General features: G+C 34.2%; 19 protein-coding genes. 10 read left to right on the top strand and 9 right to left on the bottom strand.

Annotated elements, in window-relative coordinates; translation table 11 throughout:
- Nucleotides 1–136: 136 nt before the first annotated feature.
- From arsC to prfB, 3 genes are all read right to left on the bottom strand, one after another.
- A complete protein-coding gene (arsC, locus tag Q0983_RS14815) occupies nucleotides 137–478 on the bottom strand; it encodes an arsenate reductase (glutaredoxin) (protein ID WP_299554950.1) in 342 nt (113 codons plus the stop codon).
- On the bottom strand, nucleotides 478–1,095 hold the full coding sequence (locus Q0983_RS14810; protein WP_299554947.1) for an HAD family phosphatase: 618 nt from the start codon (nucleotides 1,093–1,095) through the stop codon (nucleotides 478–480). The genes arsC and Q0983_RS14810 overlap by 1 nt, the downstream gene beginning before the upstream one ends.
- Nucleotides 1,092–2,202, bottom strand: a protein-coding gene (prfB, locus tag Q0983_RS14805; protein ID WP_299554944.1) for a peptide chain release factor 2 whose coding sequence is annotated in 2 segments (ribosomal slippage) — nucleotides 1,092–2,138 and nucleotides 2,140–2,202 — 1,110 coding nt in all. Because the reading frame shifts where the segments join, the coding sequence is not laid out codon by codon here. Before prfB ends, Q0983_RS14810 begins: the two co-directional genes overlap by 4 nt.
- 265 nt (nucleotides 2,203–2,467) lie before the next feature.
- Here prfB and Q0983_RS14800 point away from each other — a divergent pair.
- On the top strand, nucleotides 2,468–3,514 hold the full coding sequence (locus Q0983_RS14800; protein ID WP_299554939.1) for an ATP-grasp domain-containing protein: 1,047 nt from the start codon (nucleotides 2,468–2,470) through the stop codon (nucleotides 3,512–3,514).
- Here Q0983_RS14800 and Q0983_RS14795 read toward each other — a convergent pair.
- Nucleotides 3,511–4,134 (bottom strand): hypothetical protein, encoded by a 624-nt coding sequence (locus Q0983_RS14795; RefSeq protein WP_299554937.1) that lies wholly within the window; start codon nucleotides 4,132–4,134, stop codon nucleotides 3,511–3,513. The two genes, Q0983_RS14800 and Q0983_RS14795, sit on opposite strands and share 4 nt — an antisense overlap.
- An 81-nt stretch (nucleotides 4,135–4,215) precedes the next feature.
- On the opposite strand from Q0983_RS14795, the gene Q0983_RS14790 reads away from it, so the two are divergent.
- Entirely contained in the window at nucleotides 4,216–4,317 is a 102-nt protein-coding gene (locus Q0983_RS14790; protein ID WP_299554934.1) for a beta-eliminating lyase-related protein, read from the top strand.
- 123 nt (nucleotides 4,318–4,440) lie between these two features.
- On the opposite strand, the gene Q0983_RS14785 is transcribed toward Q0983_RS14790, so the two are convergent.
- Together Q0983_RS14785 and Q0983_RS14780 are read right to left on the bottom strand one after the other, a co-directional pair.
- Entirely contained in the window at nucleotides 4,441–5,130 is a 690-nt protein-coding gene (locus Q0983_RS14785) for a hypothetical protein (protein ID WP_299554931.1), read from the bottom strand.
- Nucleotides 5,131–5,666: 536 nt separating this feature from the next.
- Nucleotides 5,667–8,009 (bottom strand): TonB-dependent receptor, encoded by a 2,343-nt coding sequence (locus Q0983_RS14780; protein ID WP_299554928.1) that lies wholly within the window; start codon nucleotides 8,007–8,009, stop codon nucleotides 5,667–5,669.
- Between the two features lie 233 nt (nucleotides 8,010–8,242).
- Here Q0983_RS14780 and Q0983_RS14775 point away from each other — a divergent pair, with 233 nt between their 5' ends.
- Nucleotides 8,243–9,259 (top strand): GntG family PLP-dependent aldolase, encoded by a 1,017-nt coding sequence (locus Q0983_RS14775; protein WP_299554925.1) that lies wholly within the window; start codon nucleotides 8,243–8,245, stop codon nucleotides 9,257–9,259.
- 14 nt (nucleotides 9,260–9,273) lie between these two features.
- Here Q0983_RS14775 and Q0983_RS14770 read toward each other — a convergent pair whose 3' ends face one another.
- A complete protein-coding gene (locus tag Q0983_RS14770; RefSeq protein WP_299554922.1) occupies nucleotides 9,274–9,597 on the bottom strand; it encodes a YbaB/EbfC family nucleoid-associated protein in 324 nt (107 codons plus the stop codon).
- A gap of 134 nt (nucleotides 9,598–9,731) precedes the next feature.
- Here Q0983_RS14770 and Q0983_RS14765 point away from each other — a divergent pair, with 134 nt between their 5' ends.
- From Q0983_RS14765 to Q0983_RS14755, 3 genes are all read left to right on the top strand, one after another.
- Nucleotides 9,732–11,801, top strand: a complete 2,070-nt coding sequence (locus Q0983_RS14765; protein WP_299554919.1) for a S9 family peptidase — start codon at nucleotides 9,732–9,734, stop codon at nucleotides 11,799–11,801.
- A 76-nt stretch (nucleotides 11,802–11,877) separates the two neighbouring features.
- A complete protein-coding gene (locus Q0983_RS14760) occupies nucleotides 11,878–12,918 on the top strand; it encodes a cysteine synthase family protein (RefSeq protein ID WP_299554916.1) in 1,041 nt (346 codons plus the stop codon).
- Between the two features lie 246 nt (nucleotides 12,919–13,164).
- Nucleotides 13,165–14,424 carry an aminotransferase class I/II-fold pyridoxal phosphate-dependent enzyme gene (locus Q0983_RS14755; protein ID WP_299554913.1) on the top strand — a complete coding sequence of 420 codons (1,260 nt, stop codon included), beginning with the start codon at nucleotides 13,165–13,167 and terminating at the stop codon, nucleotides 14,422–14,424.
- A 54-nt stretch (nucleotides 14,425–14,478) separates the two neighbouring features.
- On the opposite strand, the gene Q0983_RS14750 is transcribed toward Q0983_RS14755, so the two are convergent.
- Entirely contained in the window at nucleotides 14,479–15,600 is a 1,122-nt protein-coding gene (locus Q0983_RS14750) for a GTP cyclohydrolase (RefSeq protein WP_299554910.1), read from the bottom strand.
- Between the two features lie 22 nt (nucleotides 15,601–15,622).
- Nucleotides 15,623–16,651: a transporter gene (locus Q0983_RS14745; RefSeq protein WP_299554907.1), complete on the bottom strand. Its 1,029-nt coding sequence runs from the start codon at nucleotides 16,649–16,651 to the stop codon at nucleotides 15,623–15,625.
- A gap of 291 nt (nucleotides 16,652–16,942) precedes the next feature.
- Between Q0983_RS14745 and Q0983_RS14740 the strand changes: the two genes are divergently transcribed.
- The 4 genes from Q0983_RS14740 to Q0983_RS14725 are packed head-to-tail and all read left to right on the top strand — an operon-like array spanning nucleotide 16,943 to nucleotide 22,411.
- Nucleotides 16,943–17,227 carry a DUF4834 family protein gene (locus Q0983_RS14740; RefSeq protein ID WP_299554904.1) on the top strand — a complete coding sequence of 95 codons (285 nt, stop codon included), beginning with the start codon at nucleotides 16,943–16,945 and terminating at the stop codon, nucleotides 17,225–17,227.
- 30 nt (nucleotides 17,228–17,257) lie between these two features.
- Complete coding sequence (locus tag Q0983_RS14735; protein ID WP_299554901.1) at nucleotides 17,258–19,681, top strand: YfhO family protein; 2,424 nt, start codon at nucleotides 17,258–17,260, stop codon at nucleotides 19,679–19,681.
- Nucleotides 19,674–20,951: a glycosyltransferase family 4 protein gene (locus tag Q0983_RS14730; RefSeq protein ID WP_299554899.1), complete on the top strand. Its 1,278-nt coding sequence runs from the start codon at nucleotides 19,674–19,676 to the stop codon at nucleotides 20,949–20,951. The genes Q0983_RS14735 and Q0983_RS14730 overlap by 8 nt, the downstream gene beginning before the upstream one ends.
- Entirely contained in the window at nucleotides 20,951–22,411 is a 1,461-nt protein-coding gene (locus Q0983_RS14725; protein ID WP_299554896.1) for a polysaccharide biosynthesis C-terminal domain-containing protein, read from the top strand. The genes Q0983_RS14730 and Q0983_RS14725 overlap by 1 nt, the downstream gene beginning before the upstream one ends.
- The last annotated feature ends 54 nt before the right edge of the window (nucleotides 22,412–22,465 follow it).

The raw sequence follows: 22,465 nt of genomic DNA, 5'->3' as shown, positions 1-22,465 counted from the left end.
AACCTATGGTTTAGTTAGAATTGGTTAAAATTCTGTTAATAGAATTTAAGAATGTTAAATTAGTCTATACTAAGTATATACAATGTTTAGCAAGTAATGACATGCTAAAAAGAAGCACAATGAAGAAGTACCCGGATTAAATTATTTCTAATATCTTTTCTGTAGGTCTTCCAATAACTGCTTTATCACCATTTATAACAATGGGTCTTTCAATAAGTTTTGGATGTTCTGCCATAGCTTCTATAAGATCGGAATCACTTAGATCCTTTCCTTTAAATTTTTCTTTCCAAATGGCTTCGTTCTTTCTAACCAGCTCAATTGGTTTAATTCCTAAAAGATTAATGATTTCCTGTAATTCTTCTTTGGAAGGAACGGCTTCTAAATATTTTATAATTTCAAAATCTTTGCCTGAAGCTTCTAAAACACCTAACCCTAAGCGGGATTTGCTACAGCGATTGTTATGATATATTTTGATCATTATATATGGATGTTAAATTTTTTTAAATCTACAATTAGTTGTTCCGGACTTTTAAAACGAATGCCATTGATCCCTAAGTTATTAGCAGCCTCAATGTTTCTGGCATTATCATCTATAAAAATGGCATTTTCAGCTTTTATATCAAATCGATTTAGGGTTAAGTGGTAAATGTCATCAAAAGGCTTCCTGGTTTTTTCTTCACCCGAAACGATGATACCTTCAAACCATTGTAAAAACTCAAACCTGTCTAATGCAATAGGGAAGGTTTCGGCGCTCCAGTTAGTCAAAGCCACCACTTTGAAGTTATTTGAATCAATAAGTTTTTTTAAAATCGCGACTGTACCTGAAATAGCATCGCCTAACATTTCTATCCATCTGCCGTAAAACATTCTAATAAGCTTTTCATGTTCAGGAAACATAGCTACACGCTCTTCAGTTGCTTTTGCCATAGGGTAACCGGCATCCTGGTTTTCATTCCAATCACTGGTGCAGATAGTATCAAAAAACCATTGCATTTTTTCCCGGTCGCCGTTAAATTCATCTAAGAAAACATATTCCGGATTCCAATCGATCAGAACGCCTCCAAGGTCGAAAATAAAAGTATCTATTTTGTTCATAACTGGTCTGTTTCTTCTTGTTTTTGTCCCATCATCATTAAGTATGATTTCAGGAACGGATCTATGTCACCGTTCATTACGGCGTCTACATTACCTGTTTCATGCGACGTTCTAACATCCTTAACCAATTTATAGGGATGCATCACGTAATTACGAATTTGACTGCCCCATTCAATTTTCATTTTACCGGCTTCAATATCATCTCTTTGGGCACGTTGTTTTTCAAGCTCTATTTCATATAACTGAGAGCGTAACATTTGCATGGCCCGTTCTCTGTTATCATGCTGCGAACGGGTTTCAGAACATGAAATTTGTATGCCTGTCGGTTTATGGACCAGTTGCACCTTGGTCTCAACTTTATTTACATTTTGTCCACCGGCACCACTGGATCTGGCTGTAGTAATTTCAATATCAGCCGGATTGATTTCTATTTCAATAGTATCATCCACTAACGGATACACGTAAACCGATGCAAAACTGGTATGACGTTTAGCATTGCTGTCAAACGGAGAAATTCTCACCAATCTGTGTACGCCATTTTCACCTTTCAACCAGCCAAAAGCAAAATCCCCTTCAATCTCTAAGGTCACCGTTTTAATGCCGGCAACATCACCTTCCTGATAGTTTAATTCTTTTACTTTATAGCCATTTTTTTCAGCATACATTAAATACATACGCATCAACATACTGGCCCAGTCACAACTTTCGGTACCTCCAGCACCGGCGGTGATTTGAAGAACTGCGCTTAAACTATCGCCTTCATCCGAAAGCATGTTTCTAAACTCTATATCTTCAAGGATAGTGGCAGATTTTTCAAAATGAGCTTCTACTTCTTCAGCAGAGGTTTCACCCTCCTTATAAAACTCATACAACACTTCTAAATCTTCTATTTGCGATTTAATTGTGCTGTAATCTTCAACCCATTTCTTTTTAACCCGGAGCGATTTCATAACCACTTCAGCAGCTTTAGGGTCATCCCAAAAATTGGGATCGAAGGTTTGTTCTTCTTCGTTTTGAATTTCAATAAGCTTTCTATCTATGTCAAAGATAGTGCCTTAGTTTGTCAAGGCGGGTATTAAGATCTTTAATTTGATCTGATGTAATCATAGTAACATTTGTTTGGAACAAAAATAGAATTTATTGTGATACTGTAACTATTATTTTCATGTGTTTTATTATGGTTGAGGTTTTGCATTTGAAAGATAATCTGAACGCTTTAAAAAAAAATATTTTTGTAATTATTTATTTTGCTCTATTTTCAAACGGAATTAAAAGAAATAGTAGACTGATTTATATGCGAAAAAGCTTAAAAAACTTTTCTGTTATGATTCCTGGGGGGGAATCAAATTTGCTAACATATGTTGTAAATTGCTTGTCTGAAATTAAGGGTGTAAAAATCTATGCCCTTTCCAATAATAAAAACGATTTTGTTAGAAAGTCCAGAAAAGTAAAAAACTTTTCATATTACCCTAAAGCAGCTAATGAGACAGAATGGGTTTCGAATTTAAATGAAGAACTTAAAAAATTTGAAATAGATGTTATAATGCCCATAGATGAATATGGGATATTAACTTTGATAAAAAACAAGTCGATTTTACTTCAGAATAGTAAGTTGGTCCTTTTACCGGAACTAAATACTTTTAATACGGCAAACAATAAAGGACTGTTGTCAAAGCACTTGCAGTCTTTTCAAATTCCTGCACCAAAAACAATATTATATAATACCACTGATGATCTAAGTACCCTGCCTCTTGAGTTCCCTGTTTTGATGAAACCTTTTGAAGGTGGCGGTGGAGGTAAAGGGATTATTTTATTAAAGGATAGTTTATCTGTTAAAAACTTTTTTTCATCAAATAAGGTAGAATTCCCTTTTTTAATTCAAAGTTATATTCAAGGGTATGATATAGATTGCAGTGTTTTATGCAAAAATGGCAAAATTTTGGCTTTTACGATTCAAAAGGGGATTTTGCAGGGTGACAGTGAATTTGAACCAAATATTGGACTGGAGTTTTTGCATGAAAAAGAACTATATATAGTTGTTAAAAAATTAGTTAAATCACTTAATTGGTCCGGCATAGCACATATTGATATGCGTTATGATGTTAATGACAAAACATTTAAAGTTATCGAAATTAATCCCAGGTTTTGGGAAACAACCGAAGCATCTGAAATAGCAGGAGTAAATTTTCCATATTTATATTGCCTTGAGCGTTTGGACATAGCATTTGGTAAGCCTGAATACAGAAATATTAAGTTTATGGACTTAAGGGGTATTGGAAAAACATTTAGAAACAATAAGTTGTTTTTATTTAAGATTAAGTTTTTATTGCGCAATACGCCCATAAAATACTACTTAAAAGACCCTTTACCATTTCTGAATCTTATAAGAGATAAAATAAGAAGTTTATTACCCGGTTAATTTTTAGTCGTAATTTTTTTCGATAAAAATTGATGTGAAGCACAGGTGAAAAATAGCATCCAACTGGTAATTCCTAAAAACTTAAAACTATCCTCAATAAAGTATTCTAACCCGCTATTTTCAAAAACCATATCAATAATTAAGGACATTCCTAAAAAAAAGCAGGCCGTAATGAATATGTAATAATGCACACTCAAAAGTATTTTATAAAACCTGAATAAATACCAAAAAGTGAGTAGTATGTAAAGTATTAAAACAATATTTTGGGCATGCTCAAATGGCATAATTAAATATATAGCATAGTCATGTATCATAAACAAGTCATCTAAGAGAAGTATAGAAGAAAAGATACCTGACACTAATAAAAATAAGGCTGATTTTCTATTGGTACGATACAATAGAATTCCTGAAAAAAAACAAACACTACTCGCCACACACCACATTAGAACACCCAGGTTTGAGAGTACTCCGGTAAAAGGGCTTGCGTTATATATTTTTGCAGGATCAGCTGTAAATTTTGCATATGTAATATTATATAAAGTACCTAAAACATAAACAGTACAAATTATTAATAAAGTAGCAGCATAAGTAAGTACGATAACCTTATATTTGTTGGTCATAAGTTTTATATTTCAAATATCAGCGCCTAAATTAACAAAAAAACCTTTTCCTACAAATAATGTAGGTTTATAAAACAAAAAATGATTGACTTAAGAAGTGATACTGTTACTAAACCAACAAAAGACATGTTGAAAGCTATAATGCAAACCAAAGTTGGTGAAGATGCTTTTATAGAAAACTAAACAGTTAATAAACGGCAGCTGGAAGTTACTAAAATGTTTATGGTATTATGACCAACCAAACGGTTCTAAATTGTAGCCAATTAAATACTTTCAGGGTTAAATACAAACTTGCCTATATTAAGTTTAAATTTTTAATTGGAAAAATTCAAATTCGGTTTCTATATATAATACAAGGGCGTAAATAAAAATTGCAATTCCAAGCATTTCCATGAGTTCCTCAATACTTGTAAATATGTAGTATATAATATTATGTTCTCTGGTAGTATAGATAATCTGTGCTTGAAATAGTTCCATTCCAATGGCTCCTCCTACATAAATTATTCCTGAGACTATGAATAATGTCCTGATGTTTTTTTTAAGATTCCAAAGAAACCTGATATAAACTAAACCTAAAACTGCTACGAATAATGAATATGGTATTACCCAGGCAAAAAATAACATTCCAGTAGTGTTAAGCCTGCTCTGCACATAATAATCAATAGTTTCATGAAATTCTATGATTTCATCAAAAAAGAGAAATAAAAATACTAATGATAAAAATAACCACTTTCTGGAATTACTTTTACTAAGGTTATTATCAGTAGAAATTATAAATAGCAGAATGGAACATAATAAGATGGCTACGGCTGAGTATGCCGTTGGGACACTATTTTCATAATTGAAATTGAAAAATGTGGTTAATTTATTTATTATAGGGTTATCAAGTTCAAGATAAACCCGTAAAAAGATATCCACCACGTTTAAAAGGAATAGCAATGCAATTATTACTAAAAGGAATTTTAATATGCTTTTCGCACTTAGTTGTATATTCATGATAAATTATTAACTATTATATAAATTAAATTTAATTAGAAGTTAAATGTTGAATTAACGATGAAACACATGCATTATCGTTAAATGGCTATTTTGAGCATTGCCAAAGGGCTTTATGAAACATTTTGGGCAGGTTATAAATCCTTGATTATTAGTGTAAAATAAAAAAATATCTCATACTAATAAAAGAGGTTTTCTATTGATATGGTAAAGTATAATTCCCACAAAAAACAAACATTGTTAACAACTAATCATACATAGTAGAATATCCAAATTTGAAAAACTCCAATAAAAGGGGTTGTTTATTTTAACCTGATCTGCGGTAAATTTTGCTTATGGAATATTGTACGAAGCACTTAAAACATATACTGCACGAATAATTAATAATCTAACCGGTATACTTAATCATGATTAGTTTATGTTGGCTGGTCATAAGTTTTATATTTGAAATTTAACCGTCTGAATTAATAAAAAAAGATGTTTTCTATAAAATAGTATAGATTCATTAAACCATTAATTGCTAATAGTTTTATTGTTTATTCAACTGAAAAAGTGGTAATAGCATGTAATGGGATACCAGATTCTGAAACCCCTTGTATTTCTATAAGATAGTCACTGTCCGTATCTGAGGTGAAAAAGGAAATATCTTTCCCAAAGTCTGAGTTAACAACAATTTTTGGCTCCCAATGCAATGTGGTTCTTACATCTTCTTCAGCAAATTCATCAAAACCGTTAATATGGTCAGGAGCATAAAATTCTTTTGCCGTGTAAAAGCCTTGTGCCGCAAAGTCTATAATACCGGGCTTTCTTTTTGCCATCCTAAGAAGTTCATTTGTAGTCCTTTCACCAGTTTTAGTATATATGGCTATGACGCCACCTGAGCTTCTGGGGTAAAATGTAGCATCAGCTCCCTTTAAAATATCTATAAAAGAAACTTCTGTTGTATGCATTTTGCTCAGAATCCCTATGTTAATGGGTATTTGATCTAAAAGAACCAAAGGAGGCACAGAGTTACCTCTTATACTTACAACTGTAGTGCCATTTGGTGATTCGTAAGCGTTTACTCCGGGTATAGCACCCGACCCTATAGCTTCTATAAGGTTTTGTCCGCTATCAAAAAAATCAACTTCAAAGTCTAATCTATGTGTGGTTATACCATGATTGGTGCGGTTATTCAGTTCTTCGGTTCGTTTTTCTGCTTCACTTTCCAATTGTGCGATGACCATAACTTCTTCTAATCGTTCCCGTTTCTTATTTATTTCAAAATTGAGCTTTCTAATATATTTGTTGATCTTAAGAAAGTTTTCTAGTTGTATACCTTCATTCTGGTTATCCTTAAAAATATTAGTTCTACTGATTTCAGGGCTGTTATCATTATGGCTAATAGTGATATGTAAATTCCGATGGATATCATCTTTAGATTTAAAATGAGAGGTCCTGGATTCTACAATGGTCTGTACCGAGTCGAAAAAAATAAACGGTCCATATTCAAAATTCCCCATGGCATCTGTTTTCTTAATAGGTTCTTGCGCTATATTTTCATTGTAAAACGTTAACCTGGTAGAAGCCGCCGGTACAGGATTATAAGGGGATTGTAACTTTCTAATTTTCCCGGAGATATAAATGCCTTTTTCTGGTTCAAATTGGTGCCATTCTTTATTGTAAAGTATATCTTTCCAGGTAAAACGTCTCCAACCGTTTGTGAGCATTGTTAAATCTAATAAATGCAATTTTTTGAGTTCATCTTTCCCGTTAAAAAAGTAGCCGGGGTTTTCAATCGCGCCTCTTAAATCAGAATTTAATAACAGATAGGTTTTTATGTTTTTATGGTATTTACTATAAGGGAAAGCGTTTAAATCCCTTATACTCATAGACAAGCGGCTGGGTAAGACATCCCCATTATGGGCTTTAGTAAGTATGTTTAGGGTCTGCTTTTGCCTGTTGCCTAAAGATTTTTTACTTTCATTAATCTCAATAGTTCCTTTATTGTTATCATTAGATACAAAAACCAGGCGTTCGCAGGTAGGGTTCCCAGAGGCATCAAAAAGTGTTAAATGAGCCACACCATCTTTTAGATCATTGGTTGGTATTTTTAATGTGTAGTTGGCTTCTACACGATGTTGAAATTTGCTAAAAACCAGTTTACCTCTTTGGTGCAAAACCAAATATGTATTGTAAAGTCCATTATGCCTGTTTGATCTCACATCAACTAAAAGTTCTCCTTCTGAGTTTGCAACTTCCAGGGTATGACCATCAGGAATGGCATTGGGTATGGGGTATTCATACTCCACACCATTAAAAATTAATTTTGCATGGTAGGCTTGGTTAGGTTCAGGCTTTAAGGTAAATATTCCCAAACCAAACGTTGTTGTTTTAAATTCTGAAACTACTTCGTTATTGCTGTTGTATATTTCTCCGGAGAGATTAATATCATTGGTCCCGATATTTTTAACTTTAATGGCAACTCTACTTCTAATACCTTTTACAAGGTCTCCACCTTCGGGATAAAAATGCAAATCGGGTTTTATCTGTTTAAAATCATCAATTGTTTTGATATCCTTGTTTTTAGCTTGTGGTATGCCCTCAATACTGTCCTTTTTTTCTAATGATAAAATATTTATTTCCTTTTTAAAGAAATAGTCTGAACTATAGTTTCTCATATAATTCGTATAAGCTCTTAAAAGGTATTTACCTGATTTCCAATCTTTGCCAATTCTAAAATCACCGGCAGCGGAAATATTATTTGTAAAAAGCTTCTTCTTTGAAACAATACTGTCCTTTTCATCAATTAACTCTACATGAATCACCCAACTTTTTGTACTTTTTTCATGCGTGATACCATCAACTAAATAGCTTGTAAACCATATGTTTTCATCCAAGGAATAGTAAGGTTTATCAGTATGTACATAAATCTTTTCAGGAGCATTTAGACTATAGTCATTGAGACTTTCATCAACTAGTTGAGAAAAATTATTTCTAGTATAAATTGAAAATGAGCAAAAAATAATACAGACTGTAAAAAGAATAATGTTTTTTTTCATTTTGAATTAAGTTGAAGAAATTACTTATTAAAGATAAAAAAATATGAATTACTTAGCTTATTTTTAACACCATGTTAATAGACTTAAGAAGCGATACCGTCACCAAGCCTACAAAAGGCATGTTGGAAGCCATGATGCATGCCAAAGTTGGTGATGATGTTTTTAGAGAAGATGAAACAGTTAATAAACTGGAGCAGCGAGTTGCCAAAATGTTTGGAAAACCAAAGGCATTGTTTTTTCCAAGTGGCACTATGGCCAATCAAACGGCTCTAAAATTGCATACCAGTCCGGGAGAACAAGTTATTTGCGATAAGTATGCCCATATTTATAATTACGAATCTGGAGGTGTTGCCTTTAACAGTGGAGCTTCCTGTAAATTGATTGATGGGAATAGCGGGATGTTTACGGCGGAACAGGTTAAAGAAGCTATTAACCCGGGTGACTATTGGTATGCTCCATCAAGTTTAGTAGCTGTAGAAAATACTACTAATAAAGGCGGTGGTGCTTGTTGGAATTTTGATGAGTTACTTAAAATTAGAAATGTTTGTAATGATAGCTATTTAGGTCTTCACTTAGATGGTGCCAGATTATGGAATGCTTTAGTAGCTAAAAATGAACCTGCAAGTCAATACGGTGCCATTTTTAATACGATTTCTGTGTGTTTAAGTAAAGGACTAGGATGTCCCGTTGGCTCTGTTTTGGTAGGCGATGAGGATCTGATGAAAAACGCTTTAAGAATTAGAAAAGTCTTTGGCGGTAATATGCGTCAAGCCGGTTATTTAGCTGCAGCCGGACTTTATGCACTGGACAATCATATAGAGCGACTGGCAGAGGATCATAAAAAAGCAAAAGAAATAGGCGAGGTGTTATCTCAACTTTCAATTATAAAAACCGTGGAGCCCATTGAAACCAATATCGTGATTTTTGAACTGAATAATGATATAAACGAAAATGTATTCGTTCAAAAATTAGCAGATAAAAACATTCACATCATCAGTATGGGAAGCAATAAATTAAGAATGGTGACGCATTTGGATTACACGGATGCTATGCACGACATAATACTAAGCTATTTAAAGGATATGTAGTTTTGTCTACCATCTTATTTGAACATATCCATTCCCGGAATGTTCGGCAAGCCTTCTTTAGCCACAGCAGCTAATTCTGATTCATTGACCTTTGTAGCCTTTTCAATAGCTTTGTTTAAGGTTAAAATCAGGTAATCTTCAAGTTGTTCTTTATCCTGAAGCAGTTCATCATCAATGGTAATAGACTTAATTTCCCTGTTAGCAGTAAGGGTCACACTTAGTTTATTATCGGAACTTTGTTCATCAACTAAAACAGTATCCAAGCGTTTTTTGGTCTCTTCAACTTTTTTCTGGGTTTCCTTGAGTTTCCCCATCATATTCATCATATCTCCAAACATAAATCTCTGATTTAATAGTAAAGATGCAAATTTAATAGGTAAATTTATCTCAAAGAAATTTTAATATGAAAAATGGATGCTTTATTTTATTCTTAAGCCTTATTTTTGCGCTTTCCTGTAAAAAAGAAACCAAAATGACAGAGAAGAACATTCTTGAGACCCCTCCTGTTGCAAAAAAAGAACCTAAAAAACTTAGTATTCATGATGATACTAGAATTGATAATTATTATTGGTTAAACCAAAGGGAAAACCAGGAAGTTATTGATTATTTAAATGCAGAGAATGCATATACCAAACAAGTAATGAATCATACAGAATCTTTTCAAAATACTTTATTTGAAGAGATGAAATCCAGAATTAAACAAGATGATACTACCGTTCCTTATAAGCTGAATGGCTATTGGTATAAAACACGTTATGAAAAAGACAAGGACTATCCTGTTTATGTCAGAACCAAAGAAACCATAGAGGCAGAAGAGGAGATCTTATTTGATTGCAATAAAATGGCAGCGGATCATACTTATTTTAAGTTAGGAGGTATTGCCATAAGTCCGGACAATAAATTAGCCGCATTCACTACCGATACGGTAAGCAGACGTCAATATACCATCCAGATAAAAAATCTGGTAACCGGTGAGGTTTTGGATGATAAAATTATGAATACTACAGGAAGTGTTACATGGGCCAATGATAATAAAACCTTGTTTTATGCTATAAAAGATGACGTGACGCTCAGGTCACACAAAATTTTTAAACATATATTAGGAACTGGTGCTGAAGAAGATGTAGAGGTATTTCATGAAACAGATGATACTTATAATACTTTTGTTTACAAATCTAAGTCACGTAAATATATTGTAATTGGTTCTTCAAGTACATTATCTACTGAATACCGGGTTCTAAGTGCTGATGATCCTGACGGTGAGTTCCAGGTATTTCAAGAGCGCCAAAAAGATCTGGAATACAGTATTGCACATTACAATGGCTATTTTTATATAATGTCCAATTCAGATGGCGCCACCAATTTTAAGCTATCGAAAACGGACGAACATCATACAGGTATTAACAATTGGGTAGATGTTATTCCTCACAGAGAGGACGTTTTATTGGAAGATATAGAGATTTTTAAAGATTATCTGGTGGTTAATGAACGGGAAAACGGCTTGAATAAACTCAGGATTATCAGTTGGGATGGAAAAGAGGATTATTATGTGTCATTTAACTCCGAAACTTACACAACTTATATTGGTAACAATCCGGATTTTAATAGCCATACATTACGTTATGTTTATAATTCACTTACCACCCCCAGTTCGGTCATTGATTATGATTTAAAAACCAAACAAAGTGAAGTTAAAAAAGAGCAAGAGGTTTTAGGTGGGAAATTCGATAAAAATAATTATGATTCGACCAGAATCTGGGCAACGGCCAGGGATGGTGTGAAAATACCGATCTCTTTGGTCTACAAAAAAGGAATCAGCCTTGACGGTACTAATCCTTTGTTACAATATGCATATGGATCATACGGTTCCACTATAGACCCGTCTTTTTCAACCATTAGGTTGAGTTTGCTGGACAGAGGATTCATTTATGCCATTGCTCATATTAGAGGCGGAGAGTATTTAGGAAGGGATTGGTACGAGAACGGTAAGCTATTGACCAAGAAAAACACGTTTCATGATTTCATTGATTGCTCGAAATATTTAATTGAGCAAAAATACACTTCCGAGGAACATTTGTATGCGTATGGCGGTTCGGCAGGAGGGTTGCTTATGGGAGCCATTATCAATATGAATCCGGAATTGTATAACGGTATTTTGGCAGCGGTTCCATTTGTAGACGTGGTAACAACCATGTTAGATGATACGATACCATTGACCACAGGTGAATATGATGAATGGGGAAACCCGAATAACCAGGAGTATTATAACTATATGAAATCGTATTCTCCGTATGATAATATTGAGGCTAAAGCATACCCCAATATGATGGTTACAACGGGTTTACATGATTCACAGGTGCAATATTGGGAACCTGCGAAATGGGTAGCTAAATTAAGGGATCTAAAGACCGACTCTAATCTGTTATTACTTTATACGGATATGGATTCAGGTCATGGCGGTGCGTCCGGCAGATTTGAAAGTCTGAAAGAGATTGCCATGGAATATGCATTTTTATTAGATTTGGAAGGTATTGATGCATAATAAAAAAAAATATATTATTTTTGTCAGGTTTTAAGTCTCATTTTAGTAATATTATAAGGCTTATAAAATTCATTTAATGAAACAAGATACTAAGGTTTTTAATAGTTTATTAGATTTAATAGGCAATACACCACTTGTTAAGCTTAATAAAATAACCTCAAAATTTAAAGGTGATTTTTACGCAAAGATCGAATCCTTTAATCCGGGACATTCTTCAAAAGACAGAATAGCACTTTACATCATTGAACAAGCCGAAAAGAAAGGTATTCTTAAACCAGGCGATACTATTATAGAAACAACCTCAGGTAATACGGGGTTTAGTTTGGCTATGGTAAGTATTATCAAAGGTTACGAATGTGTTTTAGCGGTGAGTTCCAAGTCGTCGCCAGATAAAATAGATATGCTTAAGACTATGGGTGCTAAAGTGTATGTATGTCCGGCACACGTAAGTGCTGATGACCCAAGGTCTTATTATGAAGTGGCAAAACGTTTGCATGCGGAAAGAAAAGGTTCCGTTTATATAAATCAATATTTTAACCAACTTAATATAGATGCACATTATCACTCTACAGGCCCGGAAATCTGGAATCAAACTGAAGGGGCAATAACGCATCTTGTTGCTTGTAGCGGAACCGGAGGAACTATTTCCGGAACTGCCAAGTATTTAAAAGAACAAAACCCGAATATCAAAATCATTGGTGTAGATGCTTACGGTTCTATTATCAAAAAGTACCATGAAACCAGAGAATTTGACGAAAAGGAGATTTATCCTTATAGAATAGAAGGTTTAGGCAAAAACTTAATTCCTGCAGCTACTGATTTTGACACCATTGATGAATTTGTTAAAGTAACAGATGAAGATAGTGCACATACTGCCAGAGAAGTAGCTAAAACAGAGGGCATGTTTGTGGGATATACGTCCGGAGCAGTTGTTCAGGCGTTAAAACAACTTGATGAAGCAGGAGCATTTAAAGAAGGAGATAAAGTTGTGGTTATTTTCCCGGATCACGGTTCCCGGTACATGAGCAAAGTTTACAGTGATAAATGGATGAATGATCAAGGCTTTTTTGACAGTATTCATGAGGAATCTGCCGAAAAAGTTCAATACATAAAGTAACAACATAATTGTTTAAAAAAGAGATTACGTTTTGTTATAAAAACAGAATTTAATCTCTTTTTTTATTTTGTAAATAATTGAACGCTAAAAATTATGTTCAAATCATTAAAATATTTAATTTTGCACGAACTAACTAGGGCCTAAACTAATAAAGATTTCTATCTAAATAATGTTATTTAGTTAATTTGTTATTGCACTTACCTAATTAGTTCATCTTAAAATTTAATAGCGATAAGATTATAATAAATGAAAGATTTATTTGAAAAGATTTATAAGGATAAAGGACCATTAGGAAAATGGGCGGCTCAGGCAGAAGGGTATTTTGTATTTCCTAAATTAGAAGGAGAAATTTCAAATAGAATGAAATTTCAGGGAAAAGACGTTATTACATGGAGTATTAATGATTATTTAGGATTAGCAAACCATCCCGAAGTTAGAAAAGTTGATGCTGAAGCTGCTGCCCAATACGGCTCTGCTTATCCAATGGGCGCCAGAATGATGTCCGGGCACACGGATTTACATGAAAAACTTCAGGATGAATTAGCGTCATTTGTTAAAAAAGAAGCAGCCTATCTTTTAAATTTCGGATATCAGGGGATGGTATCAACTATTGATGCACTGGTTGCTAAAGATGATATTATTGTTTATGATGTTGATGCCCATGCTTGTATTATTGATGGGGTACGTTTGCATATGGGTAAACGTTTTACATACAAACATAACGATGTTAACAGTTTAGAAAAGAACTTAGAGCGTGCCACTAAAATGGCTGAACAAACCGGAGGCGGTATTTTGGTTATTTCAGAAGGTGTTTTTGGAATGCGTGGTGAACAGGGGCGCTTAAAAGAAATTGTAGCTTTAAAGAAAAAATTTAATTTCAGATTATTTGTTGATGATGCTCATGGTTTTGGAACTTTAGGAGCAACAGGTGCAGGAGCAGGCGAGGAGCAAGGTGTTCAGGATGGTATCGATGTATATTTCGCGACATTTGCCAAATCCCTGGCAAGTACAGGTGCTTTTATTGCAGGTGATCAGGAAATTATAGATTACTTAAAATATAACCTTCGTTCTCAAATGTTTGCTAAATCGCTTCAAATGCAATTAGTAGTTGGAGCACTTAAGCGTTTGGAAATGCTTAAAACCATGCCTGAATTAAAGGCTAAACTATGGGAGAATGTAAATGCTTTACAATCCGGTTTAAAAGAAAGAGGTTTTGATATCGGAACCACGCAAAGTTGTGTGACACCCGTTTATTTAAAGGGAAGTATTCCGGAAGCCATGGCTTTAGTTAAAGATTTGCGTGAAAATTATGGTATTTTTTGCTCCATTGTAGTGTATCCGGTGATCCCAAAAGGATTGATATTATTACGCTTAATACCTACGGCAACGCATACTTTAGAGGATGTAAACGAAACACTGGCTGCTTTTGAAGGTATTAGGGACAGACTTCAAAATGGAACTTATAAACGCTTATCAGCTGCAGTTATGGCGGCTATGGGAGAATAGTGATAGAAAATAAATATAGAGTAAACGAAAAGTCCGATTATAAATCGGACTTTTTTATACTAAACTCTTTCTATAGGTTTTTCTACGTTTGTATACTACCGGGTTAAAATGCTTCCAAATTTGATGGATAGCAATGTTATCTTCTAATTCCGGAGTTCTAAAGCAATTTATGATGCCTTTCTCTGTAAAAGTCTTATAGTACTCGTTAAAAATTACAGCATGAACACCTTTATTTTGATAATCAGGATGAATACCTATCAAATAAAAGATCACATCTTTACTGTGCTTTTTAGCTTTTAAAATATGTGAAAACCCAAACGGGAACAGTTTACCATTAGCTTTTTGCAAAGCTCTGGCAAAGGCAGGCATAACAATAGCAAAACCAATAAGTTCATCATCTTTATCAACAACAAATTTGATGTATTCCGGGTTTACAAAGCTTATAAACTTCTCTTTAAAATATGCTTTTTGAATATCTGTGATCTCTACAAAAGAAGCCAATGAAGCATATGACTTATTAAAAAGGTCGAACATTTTATCCGTATAGGGCATGACCTCTTCGGTTTTTGTGAATGTCAGAGCTTTAAGCTGATAGCGTCTCTTTATTAGAGCCTGGGCTTTAGTAAAGGTCTCCGGGTTTACATTGCTAAATAGGAATTTACTTTCGGAATACGCTTTTTCTACCTTGTAACCCGCCGCTTCATAATGTTTCACGTAATAAGGGTGATTGTACCAGGTAATCATAGGTGCTATAGAATCAAAACCTTCGGTCATAACACCCACTTTGTCCAGGTTTGAAAAGCCTACCGGACCTTCTGTATATTGCAGATTATGAGCTTTTCCAATATCTTCAACCTTATTAAACAAAGCTTGAGAGACTTCTAAATCATCAATAAAATCAAACCATCCAAAACGCATTTTTTGTTGGTCCTGGTCTTTTACTTCAAGCCAGTTAATAATGGCGGCCACCCTTCCTACAACACCATTGTCTTTATATGCTAAAAATAACCTGGCTTCGGCATCCTTAAACACTGGATTTTCGTTTTTATCAAATGTTTTTAATTCCTGATTAATAATGGGGGGAGTCCAAAATTTGGAATCCTTGTACAGTTTGAATGGAAATTTTACAAAAGTCTTTAAATCTTTTTTAGAGCTGACTTCTTTAATAGTAATCATATGCAGTTAACGCCTTTGGTTGTTAGTTGTCGTCAAAATCTATCGCTTTCTTTTTTTGTTTTCTTATTTTATTGTCATCAGAATCATCGCCTTTTTTCTTCTTTCTTTTAACTTTTGAGTTGTTTCTTCTATCTCTTCGTTTTCCTTCATCATTCACATTGGTGCCATTATCCATCAGTGGATCTTTATGAAAATCCAATCGGTAGGAAGCGCCAATACCGGCATTAAAAACGGAGGGTGTGTCTTTAGTATTAAACGTTAAGGCTGCGTCTAACTGAAAATTTTTCCCTAATAATCGAGCGCCTCCAACCCTAAAAAGGTTATCGGCGTAAAAATCACTTTTAATGCCTTGTACTTCTCCAAAAATAACCCATTTAGGATTGAATGAATGTGTAAGCGTCAATATATATTGAAAATCTGATTGATCTGTACCAATCCTGTCTTTAATTAAGTTCATTACAAATACCCAACCACCTGCAAAATTGTTTTGGGTAGCTACCATTACTTTCGGGCTAAAACCTTCAATGCCGGGAGCTGTATACGGGTTGTTCTTTGTGTCATAATTTCCTCCCAAATAAACTGATACTGCAGGAATTAAATGGCGCCACTTAAAGCTATGGTTTGCTTTCCAGCTGTATAAGTTTGGCTTATTAGCTTCTTCGTCTTTATAAGGATCGAATACCAGATATTTGACACCTAAAGTAAGGTGTTTAAAATTAGCACGCTCATCTTCGGCATCCTCATGGTACGTGTATGTTTTCGTGTCACTTTGATAATTTCCTTCAATATTGATTTCCAGTTGTTCGTACAAAAATCCATATCTGGCAGCAAAATCAGCACCAAATCCAGAAACTTCATAAGTAGTGGCCGGTGTACGTTTCTCTTTAACAAAATAAGGTCCCACTTCAAGTTGTACTACATTTTTACCCACAGAGAAGGCACTTCTGGACGCTCCCGGTCTGTTGGAGTTGATAACATCTGTATACTGGCTAAAGGCGTAGGTTGTGATTAAACAAAAGGCAATAACGAAAGTAGATTTGATAGGCTTCATAATTGGGTTTTTATGTTATAGGTAGCATAAAATTTCATGACACATGTAATAATTTATTTATTAACGTGTTCTCAAAAGTACATGAATTTTTTTTATTTATAAATTACAAATACCAAATGAAAAATATCATAGGCTAATGCCGAGGTACTTATGAGAAACTAAATTTTACATTTTTTATTGTAAGATGAAATTTAAATCATATGGAAGAAATATAGCTATTTTATGCTTTTTTTATCATTTTTGAACACTTTTTAAGCAAGTAGAATTGTATTTTTGTTAAAAATATTTTTTATGCTACAATTTGCATCGGCAACGGGTTTAGTGAGAATGATACTCATCATTCTGTTAATTTACTTTGGAGTAAAAATACTGGCACGTTTGTTATCTCCTTTTTTAGCCAGATTTGTCATAAAGAAAGCAGAGCAGCGTTTTGGCGGTCAATTCGGGCAATTTCAAAAGCAGCAACAAAAACAGAAACCGCAAAAAGAAGGCGAGGTTACCATAGACAAAATACCGGAACAAAAGGCCTCAAATAAAGATGTGGGTGATTATGTAGATTTCGAAGAAATTGATTAATTTCACCAGCATCGTTTTTAAAGCACTTTCATGCAATTTTCACTTAAAAAATTCCTGCCTCATTTACTAGTTTTAATTGGGTTTGTTGTTATTTCATTAGCGTATTTTAGTCCGGTTTTGCAAGGAAAAGCCATTTTCCAAAACGACATCAAGCAATATATCGGGATGTCTAAGCAGCAAAAGGATTTTAGAGCAGAAACCGGTGAGGAAACTTATTGGACAAACAGTGCTTTTGGAGGGATGCCTACCTATCAATTAGGAGCCATATATCCGCATAACTATATTAAAAAGTTGGATTTAACACTTCGGTTCCTTCCAAGACCTGCAGACTATTTATTTCTGTATTTATTGAGCTTTTATATTTTGCTTATAGTTTTAAAGGTGAATTATAGGTTAGCTGCAATCGGTGCTTTGGCCTTTGGGTTTTCAACCTATTTAATCATTATTCTTGGAGTGGGACACAATAGTAAAGCACATGCTATTGCTTACATGCCACTTGTTTTAAGCGGTATTGTACTCACATTTCAGCGAAAATATATTGCTGGATTTTTATTGACAACCGTAGCTATGGGGTTAGAAATTGTATCGAACCACTTTCAAATGACCTATTATTTGCTATTGCTGGTTGTTGTTTTAGGTTTGGTATATCTAATCGATGCTTATAAAAAGCAGGTTTTACCGCATTATTTTAAATCGGTTGGAATTTTAATCCTGGCGGTGATATTGTCCATCGGACTCAACGCTACCGGTGTTTTAGCTACTCAGGAATATGTAAAGGAAAGCACCAGGGGTAAAAGCGAATTAACCATTAATTCTGACGGCTCGCCAAAGGAAGTGACTTCCGGATTAGACAGGGATTATATTACACAATTCAGCTATGGTTTGACGGAGACCTTTAACCTGTATATACCACGGTTTATGGGGGGGGGGAATTTTGAGCACGTTGGAAAGAACTCCGAAATCTATAAAAGATTTCGTTCTGAAGAAGCACCAACCTATTGGGGAAAACAGCCCATAGTGGAAGCACCGGCTTATATTGGGGCGGTTGTATTGTTTTTGTTTGTACTGGCCTTGTTTTTGGTAAAAGGACGATTAAAATGGTGGCTTGTTGGGGGTACCATACTGTCTTTATTGCTCTCCTATGGAAAGAATTTAAGTTTTTTAACAGATTTCTTTATTGATTACATACCATTGTATAACAAGTTCAGGGCGGTTAGTTCTATTCAGGTTATTTTAGAGTTGTGCATTCCGGTTTTGGCCATTTTCGGTTTAGTTAGATTATTAAATGATTTTGAAAAGAAAGACGAGAAGTTAAAAGCTTTGAAAAGCACCACTATGATTACCGGTGGACTGGCTTTGGTTTTCTTGTTATTTAAATCGTCTTTATTTAATTTTTCAGGGGCTAATGATGGTTACTATATCCAAAGTTACGGACAGGAGTTCGTTAACGCCTTAAAAGAAGACAGAAAAACCATTTTTACACATGACACGTTAAGAACACTGGTATTAGTATTACTTTCTGCCGGAACCATATGGTTGTTTTTAAAAGAAAAACTAAAAGAGAAATGGGTCATTGTAGCCTTTGGAGCACTTATTCTTTTTGATTTGGTTGGGGTTAACAGGCGTTATGTGAATAACGATGATTTTGTGTCCTCTATAAAAGTAAATAAACCGTTTACAAGTAATGCCGCAGATAAAGAGATTTTGAAGGATAAAGGGCATTTTAGAGTGTTTGATATTTCTAATGAAGGCTTACAAAACAGAACTAAGGCATCGTACTACCATAATTCATTAAATGGTTATAACGCTGCAGAATTAAAGCGATACCGGGAAGTGTTTGACTTTTATGTTGCCAAGAATAACATCAACGTCTTAAATATGTTAAACACCAAATATATTATTGCTGATACAGAAGCAGGTGTTGTGCCGTATGTAAATGATGAAGCTAATGGCAATGCCTGGTTTGTTGAAACGCTTGAGAGAAAGGAATCAGCAAATGAAGAGATTTTGGCTTTAGATAGTTTAGATACTAAGAATAAGGCTGTCTATACCTTTAACAAACCCGATAGCTTTTATAAACGTGCTCCTACGGAATCGTTGATCCAATACCAATTAGATTCCTTGGCATCTATAACGCTTAAGGAGGTAAAGCCGAACTATTTAAAATATGAGTCTAACAATTCAAATGATGGTTTTGTGGTGTTTTCAGAGATTTATTATGGCAACGGCTGGAAGACTTATATTGACGGAGAAGAAATTGATCATATTCGCGTGAACTATACACTACGTGGTATGGAGGTTCCCAGGGGGAATCACACTATCGAGTTTAAATTTGACCCCGGTGTGGTTAAAACAGGTAGTAGTATTGCTTTAGGAAGTTCGGTACTACTGGGTTTACTTCTTTTAGGAGGATTGTTCTACGAGTTCAAGAAAAACAAAAAAGAAAGTGCGTAAAAAGGCACTCATAATAACTTATTATTGGCCTCCTGCCGGAGGACCGGGAGTACAGCGGTGGCTAAAATTTGTTAAGTATCTGCCTGAATTTAATATTGATCCCGTAGTTTTTATACCTGAAAACCCCAATTATGCTTTAAGAGACGACAGTTTAGTTGATGAAGTGCCTGATGGTGTAACCATTTTAAAATTCCCTATAAAAGAACCGTATAAACTAGCCAGGTTTTTTTCAAAAAAAAAGTCAAATACCATTAGTAAGGGCATTATTTCAGAAGAAAGAAATCAAAGCCTGATTGAAAAGATCATGCTTTATGTTCGGGGAAACTTTTTTATTCCTGATGCCAGGAAAAATTGGGTAACACCGTCGGTTAAGTTTCTTTCAGATTATATTTCAAAAGAGACCATTGAAACCATCATTACCACAGGGCCGCCACATAGCTTGCATTTAATTGGTATGCAACTTAAAGACAGGTTGGGAGTGAAGTGGATTGCAGATTTTAGGGATCCCTGGACTACCATAGGGTATCATAAAAAATTAAAATTAACCAGGCGTTCGCAAAAAAAACATTCATTTTTAGAGCGTAGCGTTTTAAATAGTGCCGACCAGGTCATTGTTACGAGTTTTGTTACTAAAGATGTATTTTCGGAAATGACCCCGAAACCAATTGAGGTGATCACTAATGGTTATGATTATGAACCCGTAGAAGCAGTCGATTTAGATGCTAAGTTTTCACTGGCACATATAGGGTCTTTATTATCAAAAAGAAACCCTGAGATCTTATGGAGCGTTTTAAGTGATTTAGTTAATGAAGTACCGGGTTTTTCAAGCAACTTTCAATTGAATTTTGTTGGTGCGGTAAGTGGTGAAGTGATGCAATCTTTGGAAAACTATAATTTAAGTAGTTTTGTAAATGATATAGGCTATATATCACATAAAGAAGCAGTTAAGTTTCAAAGAAAATCACAGGTGTTATTGTTGATAGAAATAGATTCGGAAGACACAAGAAGCATCATTCCCGGGAAACTTTTTGAATATATGGTTTCAAACAGACCCATAATGGCTATGGGTCCGAAAGGTTCTGATGTTGAAAAACTCATTAAAGAGACCAATACGGGTAACTACTTTTACTACAGCGATTACGATTCATTAAAAACTACAATAATGGATCATTATAAGGCTTATAAAGCCAATTCACTTGAGTCATTTCCAATAGGTTTACAGAAGTATAGTAGAAAAAAACTAACAGAAACATTATCTAAACTAATATAATGGGCATTGTAGCGTCACAATCTTTTAAAAATATGATCTCCACCTACCTGGGATTTTTAATTGGTGCTATTAATACGCTATTTCTTTATACCGAATTCCTTAGTGATGCGTATTACGGTATGGTAGGCTTTATGCTATCAGCAGCTTATGTTATGATGCCTTTGATGGCCTTTGGGGTGAACAATACTTTGGTTAAGTTTTATTCGTCATTTAAAACCCGGGTATCTTTAAATAGTTTTTTAACACTTATGGTGTTACTACCCCTGGCCATTGTTATTCCTTTAAGTTTCATTGGTTATATATGCTATGAGAGCATAGGAGGATTTCTTTCAACAGAGAATGCCATAATAAAAGATTATATATGGCATACCATTGTTACAGCCATTGCATTAGCCTATTTTGAAGTGTTTTTTGCCTGGGCCAAAGTACATTTGAAAACAGTTTTTGGAAACTTTATGAAAGAAGTTTTCCATAGAGCTGGGACTATGGTTTTACTGTTTTTGCTTCATTTCAGTGTTATAGATGTAGAGCAGTTTATGATAGGTTTAGTAGGCGTTTACCTTGTTAGAACGTTTATCATAAAAATATTTGCTTTTAGCATTAAGCTACCAGTTATCACATTTAAACGACTAAGCAACTTTAAACGTATTTTAAAGTATTCGGCTTTAATAGTTATTGCAGGTTCTGTAGCAACTATTTTATTAGATGTTGACAAGGTGATGTTGGGAAAATATATTCCAATTGAGCAAATTGCGTATTATAATGTTGCTATTTTCATTGCTACGGTTATTATAGTTCCCCAACGATCTATGCATCAAATTCTGTTACCGCTATCGGCTAAATTTTTAAATGAAAAAGATTTTGATGCGCTGGAAGACCTGTATAAAAAGAGTTCTCTTAACCTGTTTGTTGTTAGTGGATTAATATTTTTACTAATTATATTGAATATCAATCAATTATATCTTCTCATCGCAGATGAATTTAGCGTTGGCCTCTATGTGGTTTTGTTGATTAGCGTAGCAAAACTTTACGATTCCCTTTTAGGCAGTAACAATGCGATTTTATTTAATAGCGATTATTACAGGGTGGTATTAATTCTTGGGATAATACTGGTTGTTTTGATGATAGTTTTGAATATGATATTTATTCCGTTGTTTGGTATTAACGGAGCAGCCCTGGCAACTTTTTTAGCAATTTTCTTTTATAATACAGGTAAGCTATATTTTGTATATAAATATTTTAAAATACTTCCTTTTACAGTTAATACCTTAAAAACGGGTGGTTTAATTTTAATAGGAGCCTTGCTTTTCTATTTTTGGGACTTCTCTTTTCATCCTGTTATGAGTATAGCTTTAAAGTCGGTATTAATTAGTGTTCTTTACCTCTTTATTGTTTTCAGGTTTAATTTGTCAAATGATATTACAGAGGCCATTCAGAAAGTAGTAAAAAGAATTAGATAAAAGAGAAAACCCCACGATTTTGCTTTGAGGCAAACATGTCGCAGGGCTTTCCAA

Origin of the sequence: Seonamhaeicola sp., assembly GCF_028281565.1 — a bacterium.
Taxonomy (GTDB): Bacteria; Bacteroidota; Bacteroidia; order Flavobacteriales; family Flavobacteriaceae; genus Seonamhaeicola.
Note: the sequence above shows the minus strand (reverse complement) of the source record. Positions and strands in the feature narration are given on the sequence as shown.